Below are 21,656 nucleotides of genomic sequence, written 5' to 3'. Positions count from 1 at the left end.
CATGCAGTTCTCGGTCGCGCGGCCATGAAGGTTCAGATGACGTCGACGCCGTTCTCGAAAATCCTGATCGCCAATCGCGGCGAGATCGCGCTGCGGATCATGCGCACCGCGCGCCGTCTCGGCTATGGCGTGGTCGCGGTCTATTCCGACGCGGATCGCGATGCCTTGCATGTGCGCGAGGCGGACGAGGCCATCCGCATCGGCGAGGCGCTGCCGTCGCAATCCTACCTGAAGATCGAGGCGATCATCGCGGCGGCTCAGGCCAGCGGCGCCGATGCGGTGCATCCCGGCTACGGCTTCCTCGCCGAGAATGAGGACCTTGCGCAAGCGTGCCGCGATGCCGGCCTGGTGTTCATCGGGCCGTCGCCTGATTCCATCAGGGCGATGGGCAACAAGGCAGGCGCCAAGGAGATCATGCTGGCGGCCGGCGTGCCCTGTGTGCCCGGTTATCAGGGCGCCGACCAGAGCGACGCCGTGATGCTGGCCGAAGCAAACAGGATCGGCTTTCCCGTCATGATCAAGGCGGTCGCCGGCGGCGGCGGACGCGGCATGCGGCTGGTCGCGGATGCCACAGCATTTCCGGATGCGCTGCGCAGCGCGCGTTCGGAAGCGCAGGGCGCGTTCGGCGATCCCACCGTGATCCTGGAGCGCGCCATCGCCGATCCCCGCCACATCGAAATCCAGGTGTTCGGGGACCGCCATGGCAACGCCGTCCATCTCGGCGAGCGCGACTGTTCGGTGCAGCGCCGGCACCAGAAGCTGATCGAGGAAGCGCCGTCGCCGGCGGTGTCGGTGCCATTGCGGGCGCGGATGGGCGCGGTCGCGGTCGCCGCCGTCCAATCGATCGGCTATGAGGGCGCGGGCACGCTCGAATTCTTGCTCGATACATCCGGCGAATTCTACTTCATGGAAATGAATACGCGGCTGCAGGTCGAGCATCCCGTCACCGAGGCGATTACCGGGCTCGATCTGGTCGAATTGCAATTGCGGGTAGCCAGTGGCGCGCCGCTCGGCCTGGAGCAGGAAGACATCACATTCACGGGTCATGCCATTGAGGTGCGGCTGTGCTCGGAAGACGCCGGCCACGACTTCATGCCGCAATCCGGCCGCATGGCGCTGTGGCAGATGCCCGGCGAAATCCGCGTCGAGCACGCGCTGCAGTCGGGCTCGGACATTCCGCCGTTCTACGATTCGATGATCGCCAAGCTGATCAGCCACGGCGAAAGCCGCGACGCGGCGCGGCGGCAGCTGATTCATGGCCTCGAACAGACCGCCGTGTTCGGCGTCACCACCAATCTGGCCTTTCTCGCCGCCTGCCTGGCACATCCGGCGTTCGCCAAGGGCGAAGCGACCACGGCGTTCATCGGGCAGCATCGCGACGAGCTGCTGGCGCCGCGCGCCGATGCGGCATCCGAGGCGGCGCTGGCGGCGGTGCTGCTCTACGTCAGCGATCCCTTTGCGCAGCCATGGCGCGGCGGACGGACGCTGGCAGCGAGTTTTCCGGTGCCGGTCCGCGTCGAACTCGATCATGCCATCCACGAACTCGAAGTCGGCCGCGAGCGTGATGGCGGCTATCTTGCTACCCTTGAAAACATGGCATACCGGATCGAAATCCACGCGATCGACGGCGATACCGTTCGCTTCAGCAGCAACGGCGTGATGGAATCCGCCAGATTCCTGCGTGATGGCGACCGGCTGTTCATGCTCCACCGTGGCGTCACGCTGGCGGTCCGTGACCTGACCCTGGCGGCGCCGACCACCGCGGCGTCAAACGGCGGCGATGGCAAGGTCCGCGCCGCGATGAACGGCCGCGTCGTCGCGGTGCTGGTCAAGCCGGGCGAGAAGGTCGAGGTCGGTCAGCCCGTGATGACGCTGGAAGCGATGAAGATGGAGCATGTGCATACCGCAGGGATCGCAGGCACCGTCTCCGCGATCGATGTTGCGGAGGGTGAGCAGGTGACGACCGGGAAGATCGTGGTCGAGATCGAGGCGGGAGCGTAACAAACCCTCGTCGTCCCGGCCAAGCGAGCGTAGCGAGCGCTGAGCCGGGACCCATACCGCGTGATCTCTCGATTTCCAGCAAACTGTTCGACGACCAATCGTAACCACGACGCCCTGTGGCTATGGGTCCCTGCTTTCGCAGGGACGACGATGGATTTTACAACGTCCGCCCCGTGCCCTCATTGAGCCAGCACGCCACCTGGTGCCTGGTCCCGGCTTCCGCCAGAACAGGCGTGTCTACCTTGCAGCGGTCCATCACGTAGCGGCAGCGGGTGTGGAACGCGCAGCCGGAGGGAGGATTGATCGGGCTCGGCACGTCGCCGTCGATCATCGGCTTCAGCGTCTTCTTTTTCGGATCGGCTACCGGCACCGAGGCCAGCAGGGCCTGCGTGTAGGGATGCCTCGGGTTGGCGAACAGTTCGGCCTTTTCCGCGATCTCGACGATGCGGCCAAGATACATCACGGCGACGCGGTGGCTGATATGGGCGACGACGGCGAGGTCGTGCGCGATAAACAGGTATGAAAAACCGTGTCTGCGCTGCAGATCGATCAGGAGGTTGATGACCTGGGCCTGGATCGAGACGTCGAGCGCCGATACCGGCTCGTCGCACACGATCAAATCGGGGCCGAGCGACAGCGCGCGCGCGATGCAGATGCGCTGGCGCTGGCCGCCGGAGAACTGATGCGGGTAGTTCTGCATCTGGTCGGCCCGCAAGCCGACCTGATCGAACAGTTCGGCAACCCGCTCGCGCCGCTTCTCTCCGGTCGCGAGGCCATGGACGCTGAGCGGCTCGCCGACGATATCGCCCGCCGTCATGCGCGGATTGAGCGAGGCGAACGGGTCCTGAAAGATGATCTGCATCGAGCGCCGGTGCTCGCGCAAATCGGCCTTGCCGAGATGGGTGATGTCGAGGCCGTTGAGCTGGATGCTGCCGCTGGTCGGCTCGACCAGCCGCAGGATGGCGCGCGCCACCGTTGATTTGCCGCAGCCGGATTCCCCGACCATTCCCAGCGTTTCGCCGACGCCGACCGTAAAGCTGACGCCATCGACGGCATGCACGGTGCCGACGCGGCGGCGCAGCACCCCGCCGCGCACCGCATAATGTTTGACGAGGTCGGTGACCTCGAGCAGCGGTGTTGCCTCCGTCATGGCGTGTTCGCCGTTTCCGCGGCGCGCCAGCACGCCGCAAAGTGATGGTCGCCCCAGTCCTGCAGCGGCGGATATTCGGTGCGGCAGCGATCGATCGCGAGGCTGCAACGCGGCGCAAAGGCGCAGCCCGGCGGCAGATTGGTCAGCGACGGGACCATGCCGGGAATTTCAACCAGCCGCGCATCGGAGTTGGAGCCGAACGTCGCCACCGCCGGCATCGATGCCATCAGGCCACGGGTGTAGGGATGCCTCGGATTTTCGAACAACGCCTCGACAGTGGCTTCCTCGACCTTCTTGCCGGCATACATCACGATGACGCGCTGCGCGGTCTGCGCGACCACGCCGAGGTCGTGCGTGATCAGGATCAGCCCGGTGCCGAGTTCCTTCTGCAACTCGACGATCAGCGCCAGGATCTGGGCCTGGATGGTGACGTCCAGCGCCGTGGTCGGCTCGTCCGCGATCAGCAGCGCGGGCCGGCACGCCAGCGCCATCGCGATCATGGCGCGCTGGCGCATGCCGCCGGAGAGCTGATGCGGATATTCCCGCGCCCGCTGCTCGGGCTCGGGAATCCGGACCAGCCGCAGCATCTCGACGGCCTTGTTCCAGGCCTCCTTGGCGGTCAGCTTGCGGTGCAGACGAACCGCCTCGGTGATCTGGTCGCCGATCCGTATCACGGGGTTGAGCGAGGTCATCGGCTCCTGGAAGATCATCGAGATGCGGTTGCCGCGAATCGCGCGCATCTCGGCCTCGTCGAGGCCGAGCAGGTCGGTGCCTTCGAGCGCGACCGAGCCGCCGACGATCCGGCCCGGCGGATCCGGCACCAGCCGCATGATCGACAGCGCGCTGACGCTCTTGCCGCAACCGGATTCGCCGACGATCGCCAGCGTCTCGCCGCGGCGAATGCTGAAGGAGATGTCGTCGACCGCCTTGAACAGCCCCGAACTGGTGAAGAACACCGTCTGCAGGTTCTTCACCTCGAGAACCATATCGTCCACCGGAACCTCGTTCATCAGCCGCGCTGCCTCGGATCGAGGATGTCGCGCAGCGCGTCGCCGAACAGATTGGTTCCGAATACCGCGAGGCTGATCGCAACCCCGGGGAAGATCACCAGCCACGGCGCGGTGCGAACATACTCCGCCGCCGATTCCGACAGCATGCGGCCCCATGACGGATAGGGTTCGGGAATGCCGAGGCCGAGGAACGACAGCGAGGCCTCGGTGAGAATGGTCGAGCCGAGCTGCGCCGTCATCAGCACGATTAGCGGCGCCAGCGTGTTGGGCAGCACATGGCGCAGCGCGATGCGGGTTTCGCTCATGCCGACCGACTTCGCCGCCTCGATGAACGGCAGCTCGCGCAGCGCCAGCGTGTTGGCTCGGATCACGCGGGCGACGGTCGGGATCAGCGGGATTGCGATCGCGATAATCACGTTCGGCAGCGACGGCCCCAGCGCCGCGGTCATGACCAGCGCCAGCACCAGGAGCGGCAGCGCCTGCAGGATATCGGTGATGCGCTGGAACACCAGATCGACCCAGCCGGACAGGTAGCCGGAGGCGAGGCCGACGATCACGCCGATCGACGAGCCGAGCAGGGTGGAGCCGACGCCGACGGCGAGCGAGATGCGGGCGCCGTGGATGATCCGGCTCCAGACGTCGCGGCCGAACGAGTCGGTCCCCAGCCAGTGCTGGGCACTGGGCGGCGCCAGGCGCTGCAGGGAATCGACGGAGAGCGGATCGTAACGGGCGATGAAATCGGCCAGCACGGCGGCCAGCACGAACAGCACCATGATGACGAGGCCGATCGCGCCGAGCAGATGGCGCTGTGCCAGGTATGTCAGCTTGCGCCAGCCATGCGTCGAATGGGCGCCGGCGCGTCGCAATTCGCTATCGTAGTTGATGACGGCCAACGCTTACTCCTAATCCGTGTAGCGGATGCGTGGATCGATCGCGGCGTAGAGCATGTCGACCGTGAAGTTGGTGACCACCACGACCAGGGCGATCAGCATCACCAGGTTCTGGACGATCGGATAGTCGCGCCAGCGGATCGCCTCGACCAGGAAGCGGGCGACGCCCGGAATGTTGAACACGGTCTCGGTGACGATCAGGCCGCCGATCAGAAACGCCGCCTCGATGCCGATCACGGTGATGACCGGCAGCACGGCGTTCTTCAGCGCGTGGTGATAGTTGACGGAGGCTTCGGACGCGCCCTTGGCGCGGGCGGTGCGGATGTAATCCTGCCGCAGTATTTCAAGCATCGAGGAGCGGGTGATCCGCATGGTCAGCGCGGCGCTGCGAAAGCCGACCGCCATCGCCGGGACGGCGTAGATCGCGAACGCCTCGGTCCAGGTTGCCGGATTCGGGTTGAAGATCGGCATGGTTCCGAACATCGAGACCGAGGCCATCAGGATCAACAGCCCGAGCCAGAACGACGGCAGCGACAGGCCGCTCAGGCTGACGACGCGCAGCGCGTAATCGAGCCGGGTGCCTTGTTTCACTGCGCTGATGACGCCGAGCGGAATGCCGATCGACGCGGAGAACAGCAGCGCCAGGGCCGCCAGCTTCGCGGTGATCGGAATCCGCGGCAATATTTCCTGCAGCGCGGGTTTCTCGGACACATAGGAATAGCCGAGGTCGCCCTGCAGCAGCCCGCCGATCCATTTCACATATTGCACGAAGATCGGCTGGTCGAGTCCGAGCTCCTTCTCCAGGTTCGCCTTGTCGGCCTGGTCGACGAAGCCCGCGGCGTCGAACAGGATGTCGACGATGTTGCCGGGCACGATGCGCAGCAGCACAAAGATGATCACCGAGATCCCGAACAGGGTCACGAGCATCAAAACGAGGCGCCGCACGATATAGGCAAACAACGGGATACTCCTGTCAGCGCGTATTCCGCGAGCGCGGATAGAGGTCCTGCGATCGGAAGACGTGCAAGGATTAGAGGCTGGAGGGCTTCTGCCGCGATGCGCGGCAGAAGATTACTTGTCCATCCACAAATCCTCGTACCGGTAGCCGTTGTAGGAGCTGTTCACCATGATGGTGACGCCCTTGACGTGGGGCTGCCAGCACGAGCCCATGCGGCTGTGATAGATAATGGGACGGGCAACGTCCTCCTGAAGCCTCTTGTCGATCTCCCAGACCAGCTTCTTGCGCTTGGCGACGTCGGTCTCGGCGGACTGCTCGCCGAACAGCTTCTCGATGTCCTTGTTGCAATAGTTGGTGTAGTTCCGCTCCGAGCCGCAGGAATAATTCTCGTAGAACGACTGGTCGGGATCGTCGACCGCATTGCCGGTCAGGTTGAGGCCGAGCGCATAATCCTTGCGCGCTACCTTGGAGAACCAGTTGGCGGTTTCGACCACTTCAAGCTCGCCGTCGATATGGATGCTCTTGAGCTGGTCGATCAGGATGATGGCGGGATCGCGGTAGATCGGAATATTGCGCGTGGCGACCTTGACCACGAGGCGTTTCTCCGGCCCGTAGCCCGCTTTCGCCATCAGCTTGCGGGCTTCGTCCCGGTTGGCGTTGATGTCGGGGCCGTAGCCCGGAATCTTCTCCAGCATCTCCTTTGGCATGGCCCATAGCCCGCCCGGCGCGGGAAGCATGGTGCCGCCGATATCGGCCTGGCCTTCGAACAGGATCGAGACGAAGGCCTTGCGGTCGAGCGCCATTGCCATCGCCCGGCGAATATCGAGGTTGTCGAACGGCGGCGAGGAGGAATTGACGATGATGTTGGTGGAGACGTTGACCGGTTCGACGACGCACACTGCCTTCGGCGCCTGCGTCTTTACTTCCTTGAGCAGCGGAATCGACACCTCGGTCGGGAACGTCATGTCGAACTGGCCGGAAATGAAGCCGAGGATCGCGGTCGACCGGTTGGTGATGATGGTATATTCGATGCCGTCGAGATGCGGCAGGCCCTTCTTCCAGTAGTCCGGGTTGCGCGTGATCTTGATGGATTCGTTGGCCTTGAACTCGACGAATTTGAACGGACCCGTGCCGATCGGCTTGGTGCGCATGTCGCCGGGCGAGGCGTGGCAGGGGTACACGGGCGTATAGCCGGACGCCAGCAATGCCAGCAGCGCCGGCTGCGACCGCTTCAGGTTGAATGCGACCTCGAAGTCGCCGCTCGGCGTGACGTCGACGACTTCGTCGTACCAGGACTTACGCGGGTTCTTGCGAAATTTCTGCTGCGACTTGCCCATCAGCATGTCGAAGGTGCACTTGACGTCGGCGGAAGTGAACGGCTTGCCGTCGTGCCATTTGACGCCCTGCCGGAGCTTGAAGCTGAGCTTCTTCTTGTCATCGCTCCAGGCCCAGCTCTCGGCGAGGTCAGGGACGATCGAGTCCATGGAGTTTTGCGCCACGTCCTGCTTGTACATCACGAGGTTGTTGAAGATCGGCATGAAGGGGATGTTGACCGAATAGGTCGCCTCCTCATGGATCGAGGCGCTGGCCGGGCTGTCGCGGTGATAGACCTTCAGGATGCCGCCCTTTTTGGGCTCGGCAGCCAACGCGGCGACGTTGGAAGCCGCAAACAAAGACAACGCCACGGCCGTAAGCGCACGCACGCTCCGCATGTTCCCCTCCCTCGATATTTCAGCCTCGTCGGGCCAATTGATCAGGAGGTTATCCATGACCGCGCGCTCGCGCAACCCGCAAAGCCGAGGCCCGCCTCGATCCTTCCGACCAATGCAATTCCGCGCGACGGCCAATCCAATGCCGTTGTCATTGGTGCGGCGCGCAATGGTCTGTGCCGACCGGAACCCGTCAGACCTCCAGCTTGTCGCCGCCCTTGAGGTCGAGAATCTCGCGGGCCTCGTCCGGCGTCGCCACCTGGAGGCCGAGACCTTCGATGATCTTGCGGGCGAGCGTGACCTGTTCGGCGTTCGACGCTGCCATCCGGCCGGGCGCCGCCCACAGCGAATCTTCGAGGCCGACGCGGATATTGCCGCCCATGGCGGCGGCCATTGCCGCGATCGGCAGCTGGTTGCGTCCCGCGCCCAGCACCGACCACACCATCTTGTCGCCGAACAGCCGGTCGGCGGTACGCTTCATGTGCAGCACATCCTCCGGGTGCGCGCCGGTGCCGCCCTGCAGGCCGAACACCGTCTGCACGAACAAGGGCGGTTTCACCATGCCCTGCTCGAGGAAGTAATTGAGGTTGTAGAGATGCGCGGTGTCATAGCATTCGAACTCGAAGCGGGTGCCGGTCTCCGACAGCGTCTTCAACACGTATTCGATGTCCTGAAACGTGTTGCGGAACACGATGTCTTTGTTCTGCAGATGCTTCAATTCCCAATCGTGATCGAATTTCTTGAAACGGTTCAGCATGCCGAAGAAGGCGAAATTCATCGAACCCATGTTGAGCGAGGCGACCTCCGGCTTGTAGACCGCGGCGGGGCGAACCCGCTCATCGACGGTCATGGTCGGCGCGCCGCCGGTGGTGAGGTTGATCACGCAGTTGGAGCGCTGCTTGATGATTTTCAGGAACGGCGCGAAGGCCTCCGGGCTCTGGTCGGGCTGGCCGGTCTTCGGATTGCGCGCGTGCAGATGCACGATGGCCGCACCCGCTTCGGCGGCATCGACCGCAGCGTCGGCGATTTCCTGCGGCGTTACCGGCAACGCCTTCGACATCGAGGGGGTGTGGATTGCACCGGTCACGGCACAGGTGATGATGACTTTGCGGCTCATGTTGTGCTCACTTTCTTGAAGAAGTCGGTCGATGTTTCAGGATTTGTCGGTCTGCCTGGTTTTGTGCGCGGCCAGTGCGGCCAGACGCTCGTTGCGCCGCTGCGTCAGTTCGGCGATGCGTTCCAGCGTCGGCTGATGCGGCCAGGCCGCTATTACCCGGTCCACATTGGGGCTTTGATAGACGTCGGGGCCGGCGGCGGAAGCGGCCAGTTCCTTGTAGAAGCCGGTGTAGCGCGCGCAGTAATCGGGAATTCCGCCGGGGGCATTGAGCTCGATGGTCTCGAACGGTCCGAGAAACGACCAGCGCAGGCCCAACCCGTCCTTCACGGTGTGATCGAGATCCTCGGCGGAGATGTAGCCTTCGCCGACCAGCCGGAAGGCTTCCGCCAGCAGCGCGCCCTGTAGCCGGTTCAGGACAAAACCGTTGATCTCGCGGTTAATGGTGACCGGCACCTGGCCGATCTCGCGGTAGATATTCCGGGCGCGCTCGATCGCGTCAGGCGAGGTCCACGGCGCGCCGCACAGTTCGACCAGCGGCACCAGATGCGGCGGGTTGACGGGATGGCCGACCAGGCAGCGCGCCCGTCCGGGCAGCGTCTCCGTGAAACGCGAGGCCGTGATGGCCGAAGTCGAGGACACCAGCAGCGCATTCGGCGGCGCCAGCCGGTCGAGCTGGGCAAAGATGGCTTTCTTGTCCTCGACGACCTCGGGTCCGTTCTCCTGGACGAATTCGACGTCGAGCAGCGCCTCCTGCAGGCTGGCCGCGATCGAGACCCGCGCCACCGCGCCATCGGGATCGCTGCAAAGGCCATGGCGCGCCAGCGCGTGCAACTCGTCGCGGATCAGGCGAGGGGCCGCCTTCAGCGTCGGAATATGCGGATCGTTGAGCCGCACGTTCCAGCCGGCGCGCGCGAAGATCGTGGCCCAGGCGCGCCCGATCAGACCGGAGCCGACGATGGCGACGTTGCGTTCAGTATCGGTCATTCTCGGTTCTCACAAATGCCGGTCTCACAGCCACAGCACCTTGCGGCGCAGATCGAGATCGTCGCGCAGCGCCTTCGACGGCCCCTGGTGGATCACCCGGCCGCGCTCCAGCGCGACCGTGGTGTCGGACAGCGCCAGCGCCAGATCGAGATGGTGATCGACGATGATGATAGCGATTTCCTTGCGCAGCCGGTCGAAGGTCTCGAACAGCTGCTCCACCACGGTGGGCGCAAGCCCCTCGAACGGTTCGTCGAGCAGCAATACCCGCACATCGCCCGACAGCGCGCGAGCCACCGCCACCATCTGCTGCTCGCCGCCGGAGAGGTAATCCGCCGGGCTGTCGAGCCGCTCCCTGATGCGGGGGAAATATTCATAGATCCGTTCCCGGGTCCAGTGCACGCCATTGCCGGTCTGCCGCTTCAATCCGCCAAGCTCGAGGTTCTGCTCGACGCTCATGCCGGCGAACAGGCCGCGGCCCTGCGGCACGTAGCCGATGCCGAGCCGCGCATTCTGGGCGGAGGAATTGCCGATCAGTTCGACGTCCGCCAGCTTGATCGATCCGTTCGCGGCCGGCGCGATCCCGATCAGCGTTTTCAACAGCGTCGACTTGCCGGCGCCGTTGCGCCCCAACAGCGCGATGATCTCGTTCTCGTGCAGCGTGAAATTGACGTCGTTGAGGATGTGGCTCTTGCCGTAGAAGGTATCGACGTTGCTGGCGGTCAACAGCGCGCTGACGCGGGCGGCGGTCTCGCGCGGCTTTGCTGCGATTTCGGACGCGCCGGAGCCGATATAGACGGCCTGCACCTCGGGGCTGGCGCGCGCTTGCTCGACCGTGCCGTCGAGCAGCACGCGGCCTTCGTTCATCACCGTGACATGGTCGGCGAGCTGAAACACCCGGTCGATATCGTGCTCGACCAGCAGCACCGGCAGGTCCGACGAGATCCGCTTGATGATGGCGCCGATGCGTTCGCGCTCGGCCGCGGCGAGACCCGCCAGCGGCTCGTCGAGCAGCAGCACGCGGGGCGCGGTGGCGAGTGCGACGCCCATGTCGAGCAGGCGCTGGCCGCCATAGGACAGCATGCCGGCTTCCGCCTTCTCGATTCCGGCGAGGCCGAGATAGCGGATGGTGGCGTCGGTCTCTTCGTTGATGGCCTCGATCGACAGCGCATGGGTGATGGGATCGAAGCGCTGGGGGTGCCGCGCCTGCACGGCAAGCCGGATGTTCTCGCCGACGCTCAGCGCCGGAAACAGGTTAGTGATCTGGAACGAGCGGCCGATGCCGGCGCGCGCGATTTCCTCCGGGGTCTCGCCGGCGATCGGCTGGCCCAGCAGCGAGACCGAGCCCTCGTCGGGCGGAAACATGCCGGACAGCAGGTTGAACGCCGTGGTCTTGCCGGCGCCGTTAGGCCCGATCAGCGCATGCAATGTGCGGTCCTGGATCGATATGTCGATGCCCTGCACGGCCTTGATGCCGCCAAAGCTCTTGACAATGTGTCGGGCGGACAGCACCGCCCCGTCGGTGTGGGATTTCGGCCGCAGGAATTGCGGCAGCGGCAGCGCCTCGATGCGGCGCGCCGACATTGCGGCATCCTCGGTGGTCTTCTTGCGGAACGGCGCGATCAGCCGCTCCGCGACGCCGACCAGGCCCGTCGGCGAAAACACGATGAAGCCGACGAACACGAGACCGAACCAGAACAGCCAGTTCTCGGTGTAGATGCCGAGAAATTCCCGGAACAGGATGAAGAACAGCGCGCCGAGCGCGGGGCCGAGGAAACTGCGCATGCCACCGATCACGACCATCGCCAGCAATTCGCCCGAGAAGGCAACCGAGATCGGATCGGCCGAGGTCATGCGGTTCTGGAACAGCAAGAGTATGCCGGCAAGCCCGGTGATCCCGGCGGACAGCACGAAGGCAACCAGCTTGTAGCGGTTGGTGGGATAGCCGAGGAAGCGCGCGCGCTGTTCGTTCTCGCGGATCGCCACCAGCACGGTGCCGACGGTGGAATTATGGAAGCGCCACAGCAGGATCAGAACCACGAAGGCGATGGCGGCGACGAACCAGTAGTAATTGGTGGAGGACTCCAGATTGACGCCGAACAGCGTCGGCCGCGTGATGCCGCCGAGGCCGTTCTCGCCGCCGGTGACGTCGGTCCAGCGGAACGCCACCGCATACAGCATCGCCGCCAGCGCCAGCGTCAGCAGCGAGAAGTACACGCCGCGCCGGCGCAGGATCAGGAATCCGAAGGTGAGCGCGACCGCCATCACGATCAGGACGCCGCCGACGGCGGGGCCGAAGAACGAGTCCGGCATCAGATTGCGCTGGATCAGCGCCGCCGCATAGGCGGCGAGGCCGAACCAGGCGCCATGGCCGAACGAGACCAGGCCGGTGTGCCCGACCAGGATGTTCAGCGCCATGCAGGCCAGCGCGAAGGTGACGACTTCGGAAGCCGAGGTCATGGTGAGGCCGAGCGCGAGCAGCGCCGGCGGCAGCACAAACAGCCCGAGGGCGGCGATGACAAGCGGAATGGGCAGGCGGTTCATCATGTCAGCGGCTCACTCGAACCGCGTTATGCGTTCGCCGAACAGGCCGCGGGGCCGGAACAGCAGCACCAGAAGCATCAGGAGATAGATCGCGGCGGTGGATGCCGCGGAATAGCCGATGCCGACCATGACGCCCTTGACGAGGCCGACCAGCAAGGCGGCGGCCACCACGCCCCAGAACGATCCGAGGCCGCCGATCACCACCACGACAAAAGCCGGCGTGATGATTTCCTGGCCCATCGCCGGATGGATCGAATAGATCGGCGCCAGCAGCACGCCGGCAAGGCCGGCCATACCGATGCCGAGCGCGGCTACCGTGGACATATAGGGCTGCAGCGAAATGCCGAGCGCGCCGACCATGTCGGGGTTCTGCACGCCGGCGCGGACCACGCGGCCGAACGAGGTCTTCTGCAGCAACAGCCAGAGTGCGGCGATGCAGGTAATGGCGATGCCGAGCAGCACCACGCGATAGAACGAATAGATGAAGCTGCCGATCGCGACCTGCCCGCGCAACCATGTCGGTATCGAATAGGACAAAGGCGGCGCGCCGAAAATCATCCGCAGCGCCTGTTCCGCCACCATGGCGAGGCCGAACGTCATCAGCAGCGAGAGGATCGGATCGGAGCGATAGAAGCGGCGGAACAGCGTGCGCTCGATCACCACCCCCATCAGCGCCACCACCACAGGGGCCACCACGAACGAGCCGCCGAAACCGAGATAGGGCGACAGCACCAGCGTCAGGTAGGCGCCGATCGCGTAAAACGCGCCATGCGCCAGATTGACGATGCCGCCGAGCGAAAAGATCAGCGACAGGCCAAGCGCGATCAGCAGGTAGTAGACGCCGTCGAGCAGGCCGTTGAGGATTTGCTGGGCGAGCAACATGGTGGACATGGATGGGGTCTCGGCCGAGTGCAGAAAAGGCGTCTGCAATTGTTATTGCGAGTCAAAATCGCGCGACTCTCCAACACCGTCATTCCGGGGCGATGCGAAGCATCGCACCCGGAATCTCGGGATTCCGGGGTCGCGTCTTCGACGCGCCCCGGAATGACGGTGTGTAGGTCGAGCCGATCAGCTCGGGAAGGTGCAGCTGTTCTCTTCCTTGGTCGCGGCGATGATTTCGAGGTCTTCGTTGGCAGCCGGAACCGCCGGGCTGGAAGCGAAGATGTCCCACTGGTTCTTGATCTTGTCGGCGGGCAGCGCCGTGACCGCGTACATCTCGTGCATCATTTGATGATCCGATGCGCGGAAATAGCCTTCCCTCGTCTTCAGCACGTCGAACTTCGCGCCCTTCTCGAAGTGCTCGATGATCTTGGGCGATTCCACGGATTTCAGATCGTTGATGGTCTTGGCGACGATCTTGACGGCGACGTAATCACCCCAGGCCTGGTTTTCCGGCGGCTTCTTGTATTTGTTGGTGAAGGCCGTGACGAAGGCCTTGGAGCCGGGCGTCTCGAGCAGATGATGCCAGACCACCGGCCAGGTGCCGACGAAGTTGCCCTTGCCGGCCGCCCAGGCCAGCGCGGTGTCGAAGCCGAAGCCGCCGACCGGGAAGGTCAGGCCGAATTCGGCGTATTGCTTGAGGAAGTTGGTGACCTGGTTGCCGGCCAGATTGATCACGACCAGATCCGGCTTGGCTTCGCGGATCTTGAGCAGATAGGCGGAGAAGTCGGTGGCGTCGGTCGGTACCAGATCGTCGCCGGCGAAATTGCCGCCATTGGCTTCCATGAAGCGCTTCGAGACCTTCAGGAGGTCATGCCCGAAGGCGTAGTCCGCCGTCAGCGAGTACCACTTCTTGCCCTTGACCAGGCCGTCGCGCAGGAACGAACGGCCGACGGTCTTGACGTACATTGAGTTCTGCGACTCGACGTGGAACATGTAGCGCTGGCAATCCTTGCCGCGCAGCGCGTCGGAGTTGCCGCCGGTGTTGATGAACAGGGTTTTGGTGCGCGAGGCGACCTGCGCAATGGTCAGGCACGAGGCGGAAGAGATTTCGCCGATGATGCAGGCGACCTTGTCGCGCTCGATCATGCGCTCGGCCTTGGTCGAGGCGGTCTGCGGATTGACCGAATCTTCCTTCAGCAGTTCCACCTTGCGGCCCATCATGCCGCCGGCGGCGTTGATTTCTTCCACTGCCAGATCGGCGGCCATCGCGGCATATTCGCCGAGCGGTCCGAGAAAACCGGTGCGGGGCGTCAGATGGCCGATCTTGATGACGTCGGCGGTCTGGGCGCGCAAAATCGCCGGCGCGGAGATTCCCGACACCAGGGCAATGCCGCCAGCGGTCTTCAACAGGCTACGGCGCGTGAATTGATTGTTATTGGACATCAGCCTTCATCTCCCTGGTTCGGCCGCGTAGGCTGCGGCGGTTTCTTCTTCGGCAGGCGCTCTGTCGCTTGCCGTGATCTATGATCACAGTTAGACTTGCAAAAGTCCGGGGCGTTGTCGAGTCCCCTCTCGAACATCCCGGGCGCATGGGGGAGCTTTCCGTTGAATTTGCCCACCGCGCTCAACCTGGTGGAACCGCTGGACCGTCAGACGCTGGGTGAGCGCGCCTATGCCAGGCTGGCGGACCTGCTGATGTCCGGCCGGCTGGCGCCGGGCGAGAAGTTGTCGTTGCGCGCGGCGGCGGATGTGCTCGGCGTCTCCATCATGCCGGTGCGCGAGGCGGTGTCGCGGCTGGTCGCCGACAAGGCGCTGGAGGTGACCCCGAACCGCGCGGTACGCGTGCCCCTGATGTCGGCGGAGCAATTTCGCGACCTCACAAAAGTGCGGATCGCCATCGAGGGCCATGCGGCGGCGCAGGCGGCAGCGCACCGCGACAGTAGCGACCTCGTGTCCATCGCCCGCGCCGAACAGGCGATGCGGCTGGAGAGCGAGGCTGATGTGCCCGACCTGCCGCGCGCGGTCGAGCTCAACAAGACCTTTCATTTCGCGGTGTACGAGGCCTCGCATTCGCCGATCCTGGTCGAAATCATCCGCGCGTTGTGGCTGAAGGCAGGGCCCGTGATCAATCTCGATCTCAGGGCCAATCCCGACCGGCTGGCGAAGGGCGACGCCATCCGGTTTCACGCCGCGGTGCGCAAGGCGATCGAAGCCGGTACTGGCGAGGCCGCGCAGGCCGGAATTGCCGGCGACATCAAGGGTGCTGCGGATTTCATCCTGTCGCGCGGCGGGCTTGCCGAGTGACGGGTTTTGCCGATTGACATTCTTCCAACCGACATCTCGGAGCGATCATGGATCTCGAACTCAAGGGTTTGCGCGTGCTGGTAACCGCCGGCGCCAACGGCATCGGGCGCGCCATTGCGCAACGTTTTGCAGCCGAAGGCGCCAGGGTCCACACCTGCGATGTCGACGAAATCGCGCTGTCTGAATTGGCCTCCAGCGATCCCGCCATCTCGTCGACGCTCTGCGATGTTTCCAATCGCACGGCGGTTCAAAAGCTGTTTGCGGAAACGCTGGCAAAACTCGGCGGCCTCGATGTGCTGGTCAACAATGCCGGCGTCGCCGGACCGACGGCCAAGGTCGAGGAGATGAATCCGGAAGACTGGGACCGCTGCCTGGAAATCTGTCTGACCGGGCAATTCAACTGCACCCGTCTCGCGGTGCCGCATCTGCGCAAAAGCAAGAATGCATCGATCGTCAATATTTCCTCGGCGGCCGGCCGGCTCGGCTTTGCCATGCGCACGCCCTATGCCGCGGCGAAATGGGGCGTGATCGGCTTCACCAAATCGCTGTCGATCGAACTCGGCCCGGACAACATCCGCGTTAATGCGATCCTGCCTGGCCTCGTCGCCGGCGACCGGCAGCGCCGGGTGCTGGAGGCCAAGGCGCAGCAGCGCGGGATTTCCTACGCCGAGATGGAGCGCACGGCGTTTTCCTACACCTCGATCAAGGATTACGTGACGCCGGAGCAGATCGCCGACCAGATCCTGTTCCTGTGCAGCCCGCGGGGCAAGACGATCTCCGGGCAAGCGATCTCGGTGTGCGGCGACACCCAGATGCTGGGATAGGCGCACCCGTCGGGACGCCGGCTTTCGCTAGAACACCAGCACCTTGTCGGCTTCGATGGTTGCGCCGGCGAGTTCGTCCATCGTGCTGCGACGTGCCCCCTCTATCAGTTCGGCGTCGCCAATGCCGCGCGCGTCCATGCAGGTGCCGCACAAGAGCACCGCTCCGCGGCTGCTGAGAACGCGTTTCAACATCCGCTCCACATTGTAGTAGCCGTCGGGCGTCTTTTGATTGGCCTTGCCCGCCAATACGGCATCCGCCATCAAGAATACGGTTACCTGCATCGAAGGATCCTTCTTCACGAAGGCATGCGCGAGCCTCAGCGCATTATAGACGCGCTCCGTGCCGTAGGGCGGATCGTTGACGATGAACAGGCCTTTCATCGACGCGCCACTCACGAACCGGATAGCAGCTCCCGGCTTCATGCCCGACGCGATCTATCTCGCCGCGCGCGACAAGTCGAAAGTTAGGCGCTGATGGGTTCTTTCTTTTGATTTAGGTCAAGCGGGCGCCCAGGGAGCTCATTTCGCGGCAGGCCGTTCGGATGCTTCAGCGCAAATAGCGCGGACGATCTTGTCCAGCGCTGCGAGCGCATCGCTGGTGCCGTCGGCCTCGCCCTTTTCAAAATCGTCGCCGGATTGCCCCATCGTATTGGTCACATGGGCCAGACAAAGGACCTTCACTCCCGCGGCGCTCGCAAAAGCATAGAGAGCGGCCGCTTCCATTTCGACCGCGAGGACACCCTTGCTTCTCGCGAAGTCGATGGCTTCCGCGGTCTCCCGGAACGGAGCGTCCGTGGTCCAGCTCGACCCAACGACGCAGCGCGGCTTGTGCGCCGACATCGCTTTCCATGCCATCGCCACCAACCGCGGGTCCGCGTTCGCGAATTCGGCGGGCGGCGCATAATGATAACTGGTCCCTTCGTCCCGCAGCGCGCGGTCAATGATCACGAAATAGGGCGGCCGTCCCGACGTCACGATTTGCCCGGCTGAAGTAAGGCTCACCAGGAGACGACAGCCGCTTGCAAACAGTTCCTCTGCGACCAGCACGGCGAAAGACGATCCCACCACGCGGCCGACGATTCCGACTTGTTGCCCGCCGAGTGAGAAGCAATCGAGTTCGGTATGGTAGCAGGGCCAGTTTTCAAACCGTATGGTTTTTCCTGCCACGCGGAGCGTCCGGACAAGATCGCCGTCCGGGTCCAGGATGCAGACGCTCGGCACGTCAGCAACTTCAAGCTTCTTCTGCCGTCGCGCTTCGCGCAACAGGGCCGAAACCGCAAATATGGATGGCGAAGACGTGTGTTTGTTGTCCAGTATGGGAGGTGTATTCATCTGCATCTTCACCTTTCACGCGGCCAGCGGAGATTCGCTAATGAGTGACGGAAGCCGAAAATCCCATTGGGAAACGGTTTATACGACAAAAGGCGAGACCGAAGTCAGCTGGTATCAGGAAGATCCCGCGCCATCGCTCGAACTGATTGACCTTGCGCGACCGGCGACGGAGTCCGCCATCATCGATATCGGCGGCGGCGCGTCACGCCTGGTCGACAGCCTGCTCGCGCGCGGGTTCAAGCGCGTGACGGTGCTGGACATCTCGCAAGCCGCGCTCGACGCCGCCAGGGCGCGGCTTGGCGACCGCGCGACCGGGGTGGAATGGGTTGTCGCGGACGCCACCAAATGGCAGCCGGCACACACCTTCGACATCTGGCATGACCGGGCCGCATTTCATTTTCTGATTGATCCCGCGGACCGCGCCGCCTACGTGGCGCGGCTGCGGCAGGCGGTCAGGCCGGGTGGCCATGTCATCATCGGGACGTTTGCCATCGACGGTCCGGAAAAATGCAGCGGGTTGCCCGTCAACCGGTACGATGCGGCAGGCCTGGCGAAGGAACTGGGCGAAGGTTTCGAACTGGTGGACTCCGGGCGGCAGGATCATGCCACGCCCTGGAACTCGACCCAGCGTTTCCAGTTCTGCATTTTCCGGCGGACTTGAGCGCGGTCGTCGGAAAGCTCGTTCTTCGGCATGCCTTATGCAAGGCTTCTGAATGTAATGTTTTCTGACAGGCTGATGCTTTAGTGGGGAGTGTCTCATGAACGTTGCCGGATGGCGCCGGACGGCTATCGCTTTGAGCTGTGTGGCATGGATGGCCGCCCCGGCGCTGGCTGCCGAGCCCGCGAGACTGTCGGGCTACAACGCCGACATCCGCGAGAGCTCGATATCGGGCATCTCCTCCGGTGCGTTCATGGCGGTTCAGTTCGGAACCGCCTGGTCTTCGGTGATCAAGGGTGTCGGCGTGGTCGCGGGCGGACCGTATTGGTGCGCCAGGGCTGACGCCAACGACATCATGAACGGATACACGCTGCCGATCCTGACCGCGACCGGCTCGTGCATGAAAGGGCCGCCGCGGGAAATGAACCACTCTTTCGAGAAGGCGGCCGCCAAATCGGCCTCCGGCGATATCGATCCCCTGCAGTTCGTCGCTCGACAGAAGATATATCTGTTCCATGGCTACAACGACGCGGTCGTGGCGAAGTCGGTCACCGATGCCGCGGCGGATTTCTATCGTCACTATCTGGGCGAGGCCAACCGCGGCAACCTCTACTACCAGACCACCGTCGGAGCGGGTCACTCGCTGGCCGTTGCGCCCGACAAGCAGGTCGAGGGCCTCAACGACTGCCAGGTCAACGCCGCGCCGTTTATCAACAAATGCGGCTACGATCAGGCCGGAATCATCCTGCAACATGTTTACGGTGCGTTGAACCCGCCGAACCGCGGGCCATTGACCGGGACCATCAAGCGTTTCGAACAGTCGCTCTACACCAGGCCGGACGATCCAGGTCGGCTCAGTCTGGATCAAGCCGGTTTCGTGTTCGTTCCCGGGGAATGCGAGCAGGGCGCGGCATGCCGCGTCCACATCGCCTTGCATGGATGCAGGCAGAATGTCGGCACTATCGGCCGGCGCTTCATCGACGATACCGGCTACAACGCCTGGGCCGACAGCAACCGCCTGATCGTGCTCTATCCGCAAACCACGGCTAGCTCGTTCGCGCCGTTCAATCCGCAGGCGTGCTGGGACTGGTGGAGCTACGTCAACCACGCCGATAATTACGTCACGAAATCCGGCGCGCAGATTCGCGCCATCAAGGCGATGCTCGACGCGCTGACGGCGGGCGCGGCGCCCGCGGCAGCGGTGCCGCCTACCGGCGCGCCGAAACCGCTCAAGGTGATCGACACCTCGGATACATCGGCGGATCTGGCGTGGACTCCGCTGGCGGCAACCACGGCGTATCGAATCTTTCGTGCTGGCGCCGACGGTCCATTCACCGTCGTGGCCGATGTGGCGGGTCCGAGCTTCGCGGATTCAGGGTTGACGCCGCGAACGGCCTACCGTTGGCGCGTCTCGCCAATCGTCAATGGAGCCGAAGGTCCGACGTCCAACGAGGCCCCGGCCACCACGCGCTCTGCGCCCGCGCCCTGCCAGAAGCCCGGCACTTGCCCGATCGGCCAATAGCGGGGCTTTGCACGATGCCGCCAAAGCGGCGTAAAAGCCCCGGATGATTCCGTGGAAACAGATCGATACGACGCGCGTGCCCGGTTCGGACGTCGAACTTCGCCTGATGCAGCGCGGCGTCGAATTTTCCATGAAGCTGGGCCAGAACGAGTTGATGAGCAGCCGCCTCTCGGGATCGGAGGAGGCGCTCGCGACGCTGGCCTGCCGAAGGCTGGAGGCGGTCAAGGCGCCGCATCTGCTGATCGGCGGGTTGGGCATGGGCTTTACGCTGCGCGCCGCACTCGCGGTGCTGGGGCCGCAAGCGCGGATTACGGTAGCGGAACTGGTGCCCGCCGTGATCGCCTGGGCACGCGGCCCGATGGCCGACATCTTCGGCGACAGCCTCGACGATCCGCGCGCGAAAATCCTGAGCGCCGATGTCATCGAGGTCATCGCATCCAAACCCCGGGCGTTCGACGCCATCCTGCTCGATGTCGACAACGGCCCGGAGGGCTTGATTCGCAAGGCCAATGACGCGCTCTACGATGCGAAGGGGCTGCAGGCGATCCATCGGGCGTTGAGGCCGGGCGGTGTGCTCGCGGTCTGGTCGTCGGGGCCGCACCCGGCCTTCGCCAGGCGGCTGCGCAACGCCGGCTTCGAGGTCAACGAAGTCGCAGTGCGCGCCACCACCAAACGCAGCGGCGCGCGCCACCTGATCTGGTTCGCGACGAAGAAGGCTTAGGAGCCTTCCTCGACTTCGTCGGTCCAGACCTTGAAACTCACCAGCGTGTTCGGACCGAAAGTCTGCGTGATCGGCACGTCGGAGGCGTCGCGGCCCTGCGCGATCAGCACCCGGCCGATCCGCGGGATGTTGTTGCGGGGGTCGAAGGTGTGCCAGTGGCCGCCGAGATAGGCCTCGAACCAGCCGGCAAAATCGCCGGCGGCCCAAGGCTTTGGTGTGCCTATGTCGCCGAGATAGCCGGTACAGTAGCGCGCCGGAATATTCATGCAGCGGCAGAAGGTGATGGCGAGGTGGGCATAATCGCGACAGACGCCCTTGCCCTCGTCGAACGCATCCGCCGCGGTCTTGGTGGCACGGGCGTGCTCGTAGCCGAACTTGATGTGGTTGTGAACGAAGTCGCAGATCGCCTGAACCCGCGCCCACCCCGGCGGGGTTTTCTCGAACAGCTTCCAGGCCATGTCGGACAACCGATCAGTCTCGCAATAGCGGCTGCCGAGCAGATAGACCAGGGTCTCCGCCGGCAGGTCTTCCACCGCATGCTGAACGGCCGAAGGCACGACTGGATCGGGCAAGCCACTGTCGCGGACCATGCCGTCGGCGGCCAGCCGCACGCGGCCGGCGGGTGCGACAATGCGGCTGCACCAGTTACCAAAACCGTCGCGATACGGCATGATCTCGACCGACGGGCTGACGGTCAGAAAATCGGGAATGATGACGTCGGATGCCCGCGTGAAATGCGCCCCCAGCACCATGATGACTGGCGTGGGTTGCGGAAAGTCGTAAATCATCTCGTACCCGACGCGGATCTTCAAACTGATTACTCCGATGTTATGGTTGTCTGAAATTTGCTCGACACGAATTGTCGCTTTGAAACCGGACCAGGCAATCCGGTCCGCCCGCTTCAGTCGCCTTCACGAAATGGCTACCGGATCCGTCGAATACAAGCAGCCAGCCGATTTCACGCCCTTGCCTGAAGTCATCCGGGAATGAGAATTTTGCAGCAAGCGTTAAAAAAGACTTCCGATCTCGGTGGCAACGCGCCGGACAGCATTA

Annotated in this window: 19 protein-coding genes; 6 read left to right on the top strand and 13 right to left on the bottom strand. The window is 64.0% G+C overall.

Annotated features, from left to right (window positions below):
* The first annotated feature begins 36 nt into the window (after positions 1–36).
* Positions 37–2,001: an acetyl-CoA carboxylase biotin carboxylase subunit gene (locus tag Q8N40_RS21815; protein ID WP_305713275.1), complete on the top strand. Its 1,965-nt coding sequence runs from the start codon at positions 37–39 to the stop codon at positions 1,999–2,001.
* Positions 2,002–2,158: 157 nt separating this feature from the next.
* Here the strand turns inward: Q8N40_RS21815 and Q8N40_RS21810 are convergent, their stop codons facing one another.
* The 10 genes from Q8N40_RS21810 to Q8N40_RS21765 form a co-directional block, all read right to left on the bottom strand.
* On the bottom strand, positions 2,159–3,151 hold the full coding sequence (locus Q8N40_RS21810; protein WP_305713273.1) for an ABC transporter ATP-binding protein: 993 nt from the start codon (positions 3,149–3,151) through the stop codon (positions 2,159–2,161).
* Positions 3,148–4,161 carry an ABC transporter ATP-binding protein gene (locus Q8N40_RS21805; protein WP_305713272.1) on the bottom strand — a complete coding sequence of 338 codons (1,014 nt, stop codon included), beginning with the start codon at positions 4,159–4,161 and terminating at the stop codon, positions 3,148–3,150. The genes Q8N40_RS21810 and Q8N40_RS21805 overlap by 4 nt, the downstream gene beginning before the upstream one ends.
* The gene (locus tag Q8N40_RS21800; protein ID WP_305713271.1) at positions 4,161–5,054 is read right to left on the bottom strand and encodes an ABC transporter permease; all 894 of its coding nucleotides are present in this window, start codon (positions 5,052–5,054) and stop codon (positions 4,161–4,163) included. Before Q8N40_RS21800 ends, Q8N40_RS21805 begins: the two co-directional genes overlap by 1 nt.
* 9 nt (positions 5,055–5,063) lie before the next feature.
* A complete protein-coding gene (locus Q8N40_RS21795; protein WP_305713270.1) occupies positions 5,064–6,011 on the bottom strand; it encodes an ABC transporter permease in 948 nt (315 codons plus the stop codon).
* A 111-nt stretch (positions 6,012–6,122) separates the two neighbouring features.
* Complete coding sequence (locus Q8N40_RS21790) at positions 6,123–7,721, bottom strand: ABC transporter substrate-binding protein (RefSeq protein WP_305713269.1); 1,599 nt, start codon at positions 7,719–7,721, stop codon at positions 6,123–6,125.
* A 190-nt stretch (positions 7,722–7,911) separates the two neighbouring features.
* Positions 7,912–8,835, bottom strand: coding sequence for a 3-keto-5-aminohexanoate cleavage protein (locus tag Q8N40_RS21785; protein WP_305713268.1), 924 nt, complete (start codon positions 8,833–8,835; stop codon positions 7,912–7,914).
* Between the two features lie 36 nt (positions 8,836–8,871).
* A complete protein-coding gene (locus Q8N40_RS21780) occupies positions 8,872–9,819 on the bottom strand; it encodes a 3-hydroxyacyl-CoA dehydrogenase (protein ID WP_305713267.1) in 948 nt (315 codons plus the stop codon).
* 24 nt (positions 9,820–9,843) lie between these two features.
* Positions 9,844–12,363: a branched-chain amino acid ABC transporter ATP-binding protein/permease gene (locus Q8N40_RS21775; RefSeq protein WP_305713266.1), complete on the bottom strand. Its 2,520-nt coding sequence runs from the start codon at positions 12,361–12,363 to the stop codon at positions 9,844–9,846.
* A 9-nt stretch (positions 12,364–12,372) separates the two neighbouring features.
* Positions 12,373–13,251: a branched-chain amino acid ABC transporter permease gene (locus tag Q8N40_RS21770; protein ID WP_305317931.1), complete on the bottom strand. Its 879-nt coding sequence runs from the start codon at positions 13,249–13,251 to the stop codon at positions 12,373–12,375.
* A gap of 177 nt (positions 13,252–13,428) precedes the next feature.
* On the bottom strand, positions 13,429–14,685 hold the full coding sequence (locus Q8N40_RS21765; protein ID WP_305713265.1) for an ABC transporter substrate-binding protein: 1,257 nt from the start codon (positions 14,683–14,685) through the stop codon (positions 13,429–13,431).
* 162 nt (positions 14,686–14,847) lie between these two features.
* Between Q8N40_RS21765 and Q8N40_RS21760 the strand changes: the two genes are divergently transcribed.
* Both Q8N40_RS21760 and Q8N40_RS21755 read left to right on the top strand, forming a co-directional pair.
* Positions 14,848–15,546, top strand: a complete 699-nt coding sequence (locus tag Q8N40_RS21760; protein WP_305318920.1) for a GntR family transcriptional regulator — start codon at positions 14,848–14,850, stop codon at positions 15,544–15,546.
* A gap of 47 nt (positions 15,547–15,593) precedes the next feature.
* Complete coding sequence (locus Q8N40_RS21755; RefSeq protein ID WP_305318921.1) at positions 15,594–16,370, top strand: SDR family oxidoreductase; 777 nt, start codon at positions 15,594–15,596, stop codon at positions 16,368–16,370.
* A gap of 27 nt (positions 16,371–16,397) precedes the next feature.
* On the opposite strand, the gene Q8N40_RS21750 is transcribed toward Q8N40_RS21755, so the two are convergent.
* Together Q8N40_RS21750 and Q8N40_RS21745 are read right to left on the bottom strand one after the other, a co-directional pair.
* On the bottom strand, positions 16,398–16,751 hold the full coding sequence (locus tag Q8N40_RS21750) for a DsrE/DsrF/TusD sulfur relay family protein (protein WP_305318922.1): 354 nt from the start codon (positions 16,749–16,751) through the stop codon (positions 16,398–16,400).
* A 138-nt stretch (positions 16,752–16,889) separates the two neighbouring features.
* Complete coding sequence (locus tag Q8N40_RS21745; RefSeq protein ID WP_305713274.1) at positions 16,890–17,702, bottom strand: nucleoside phosphorylase; 813 nt, start codon at positions 17,700–17,702, stop codon at positions 16,890–16,892.
* Between the two features lie 40 nt (positions 17,703–17,742).
* On the opposite strand from Q8N40_RS21745, the gene Q8N40_RS21740 reads away from it, so the two are divergent.
* The 3 genes from Q8N40_RS21740 (at position 17,743) to Q8N40_RS21730 (ending at position 20,603) form a co-directional block, all read left to right on the top strand.
* Complete coding sequence (locus Q8N40_RS21740) at positions 17,743–18,363, top strand: trans-aconitate 2-methyltransferase (protein ID WP_305713264.1); 621 nt, start codon at positions 17,743–17,745, stop codon at positions 18,361–18,363.
* A gap of 97 nt (positions 18,364–18,460) precedes the next feature.
* Positions 18,461–19,882, top strand: coding sequence for a fibronectin type III domain-containing protein (locus Q8N40_RS21735; RefSeq protein ID WP_305713263.1), 1,422 nt, complete (start codon positions 18,461–18,463; stop codon positions 19,880–19,882).
* 43 nt (positions 19,883–19,925) lie between these two features.
* Complete coding sequence (locus tag Q8N40_RS21730; RefSeq protein ID WP_305713262.1) at positions 19,926–20,603, top strand: spermidine synthase; 678 nt, start codon at positions 19,926–19,928, stop codon at positions 20,601–20,603.
* Here the strand turns inward: Q8N40_RS21730 and Q8N40_RS21725 are convergent.
* Positions 20,600–21,415 carry a transglutaminase family protein gene (locus tag Q8N40_RS21725; RefSeq protein ID WP_305713261.1) on the bottom strand — a complete coding sequence of 272 codons (816 nt, stop codon included), beginning with the start codon at positions 21,413–21,415 and terminating at the stop codon, positions 20,600–20,602. The two genes, Q8N40_RS21730 and Q8N40_RS21725, sit on opposite strands and share 4 nt — an antisense overlap.
* Between the last annotated feature and the right edge of the window lie 241 nt (positions 21,416–21,656).

This window comes from Bradyrhizobium sp., assembly GCF_030693485.1.
Classification (GTDB): domain Bacteria; phylum Pseudomonadota; class Alphaproteobacteria; order Rhizobiales; family Xanthobacteraceae; genus Bradyrhizobium.
Note: the sequence above shows the minus strand (reverse complement) of the source record. Positions and strands in the feature narration are given on the sequence as shown.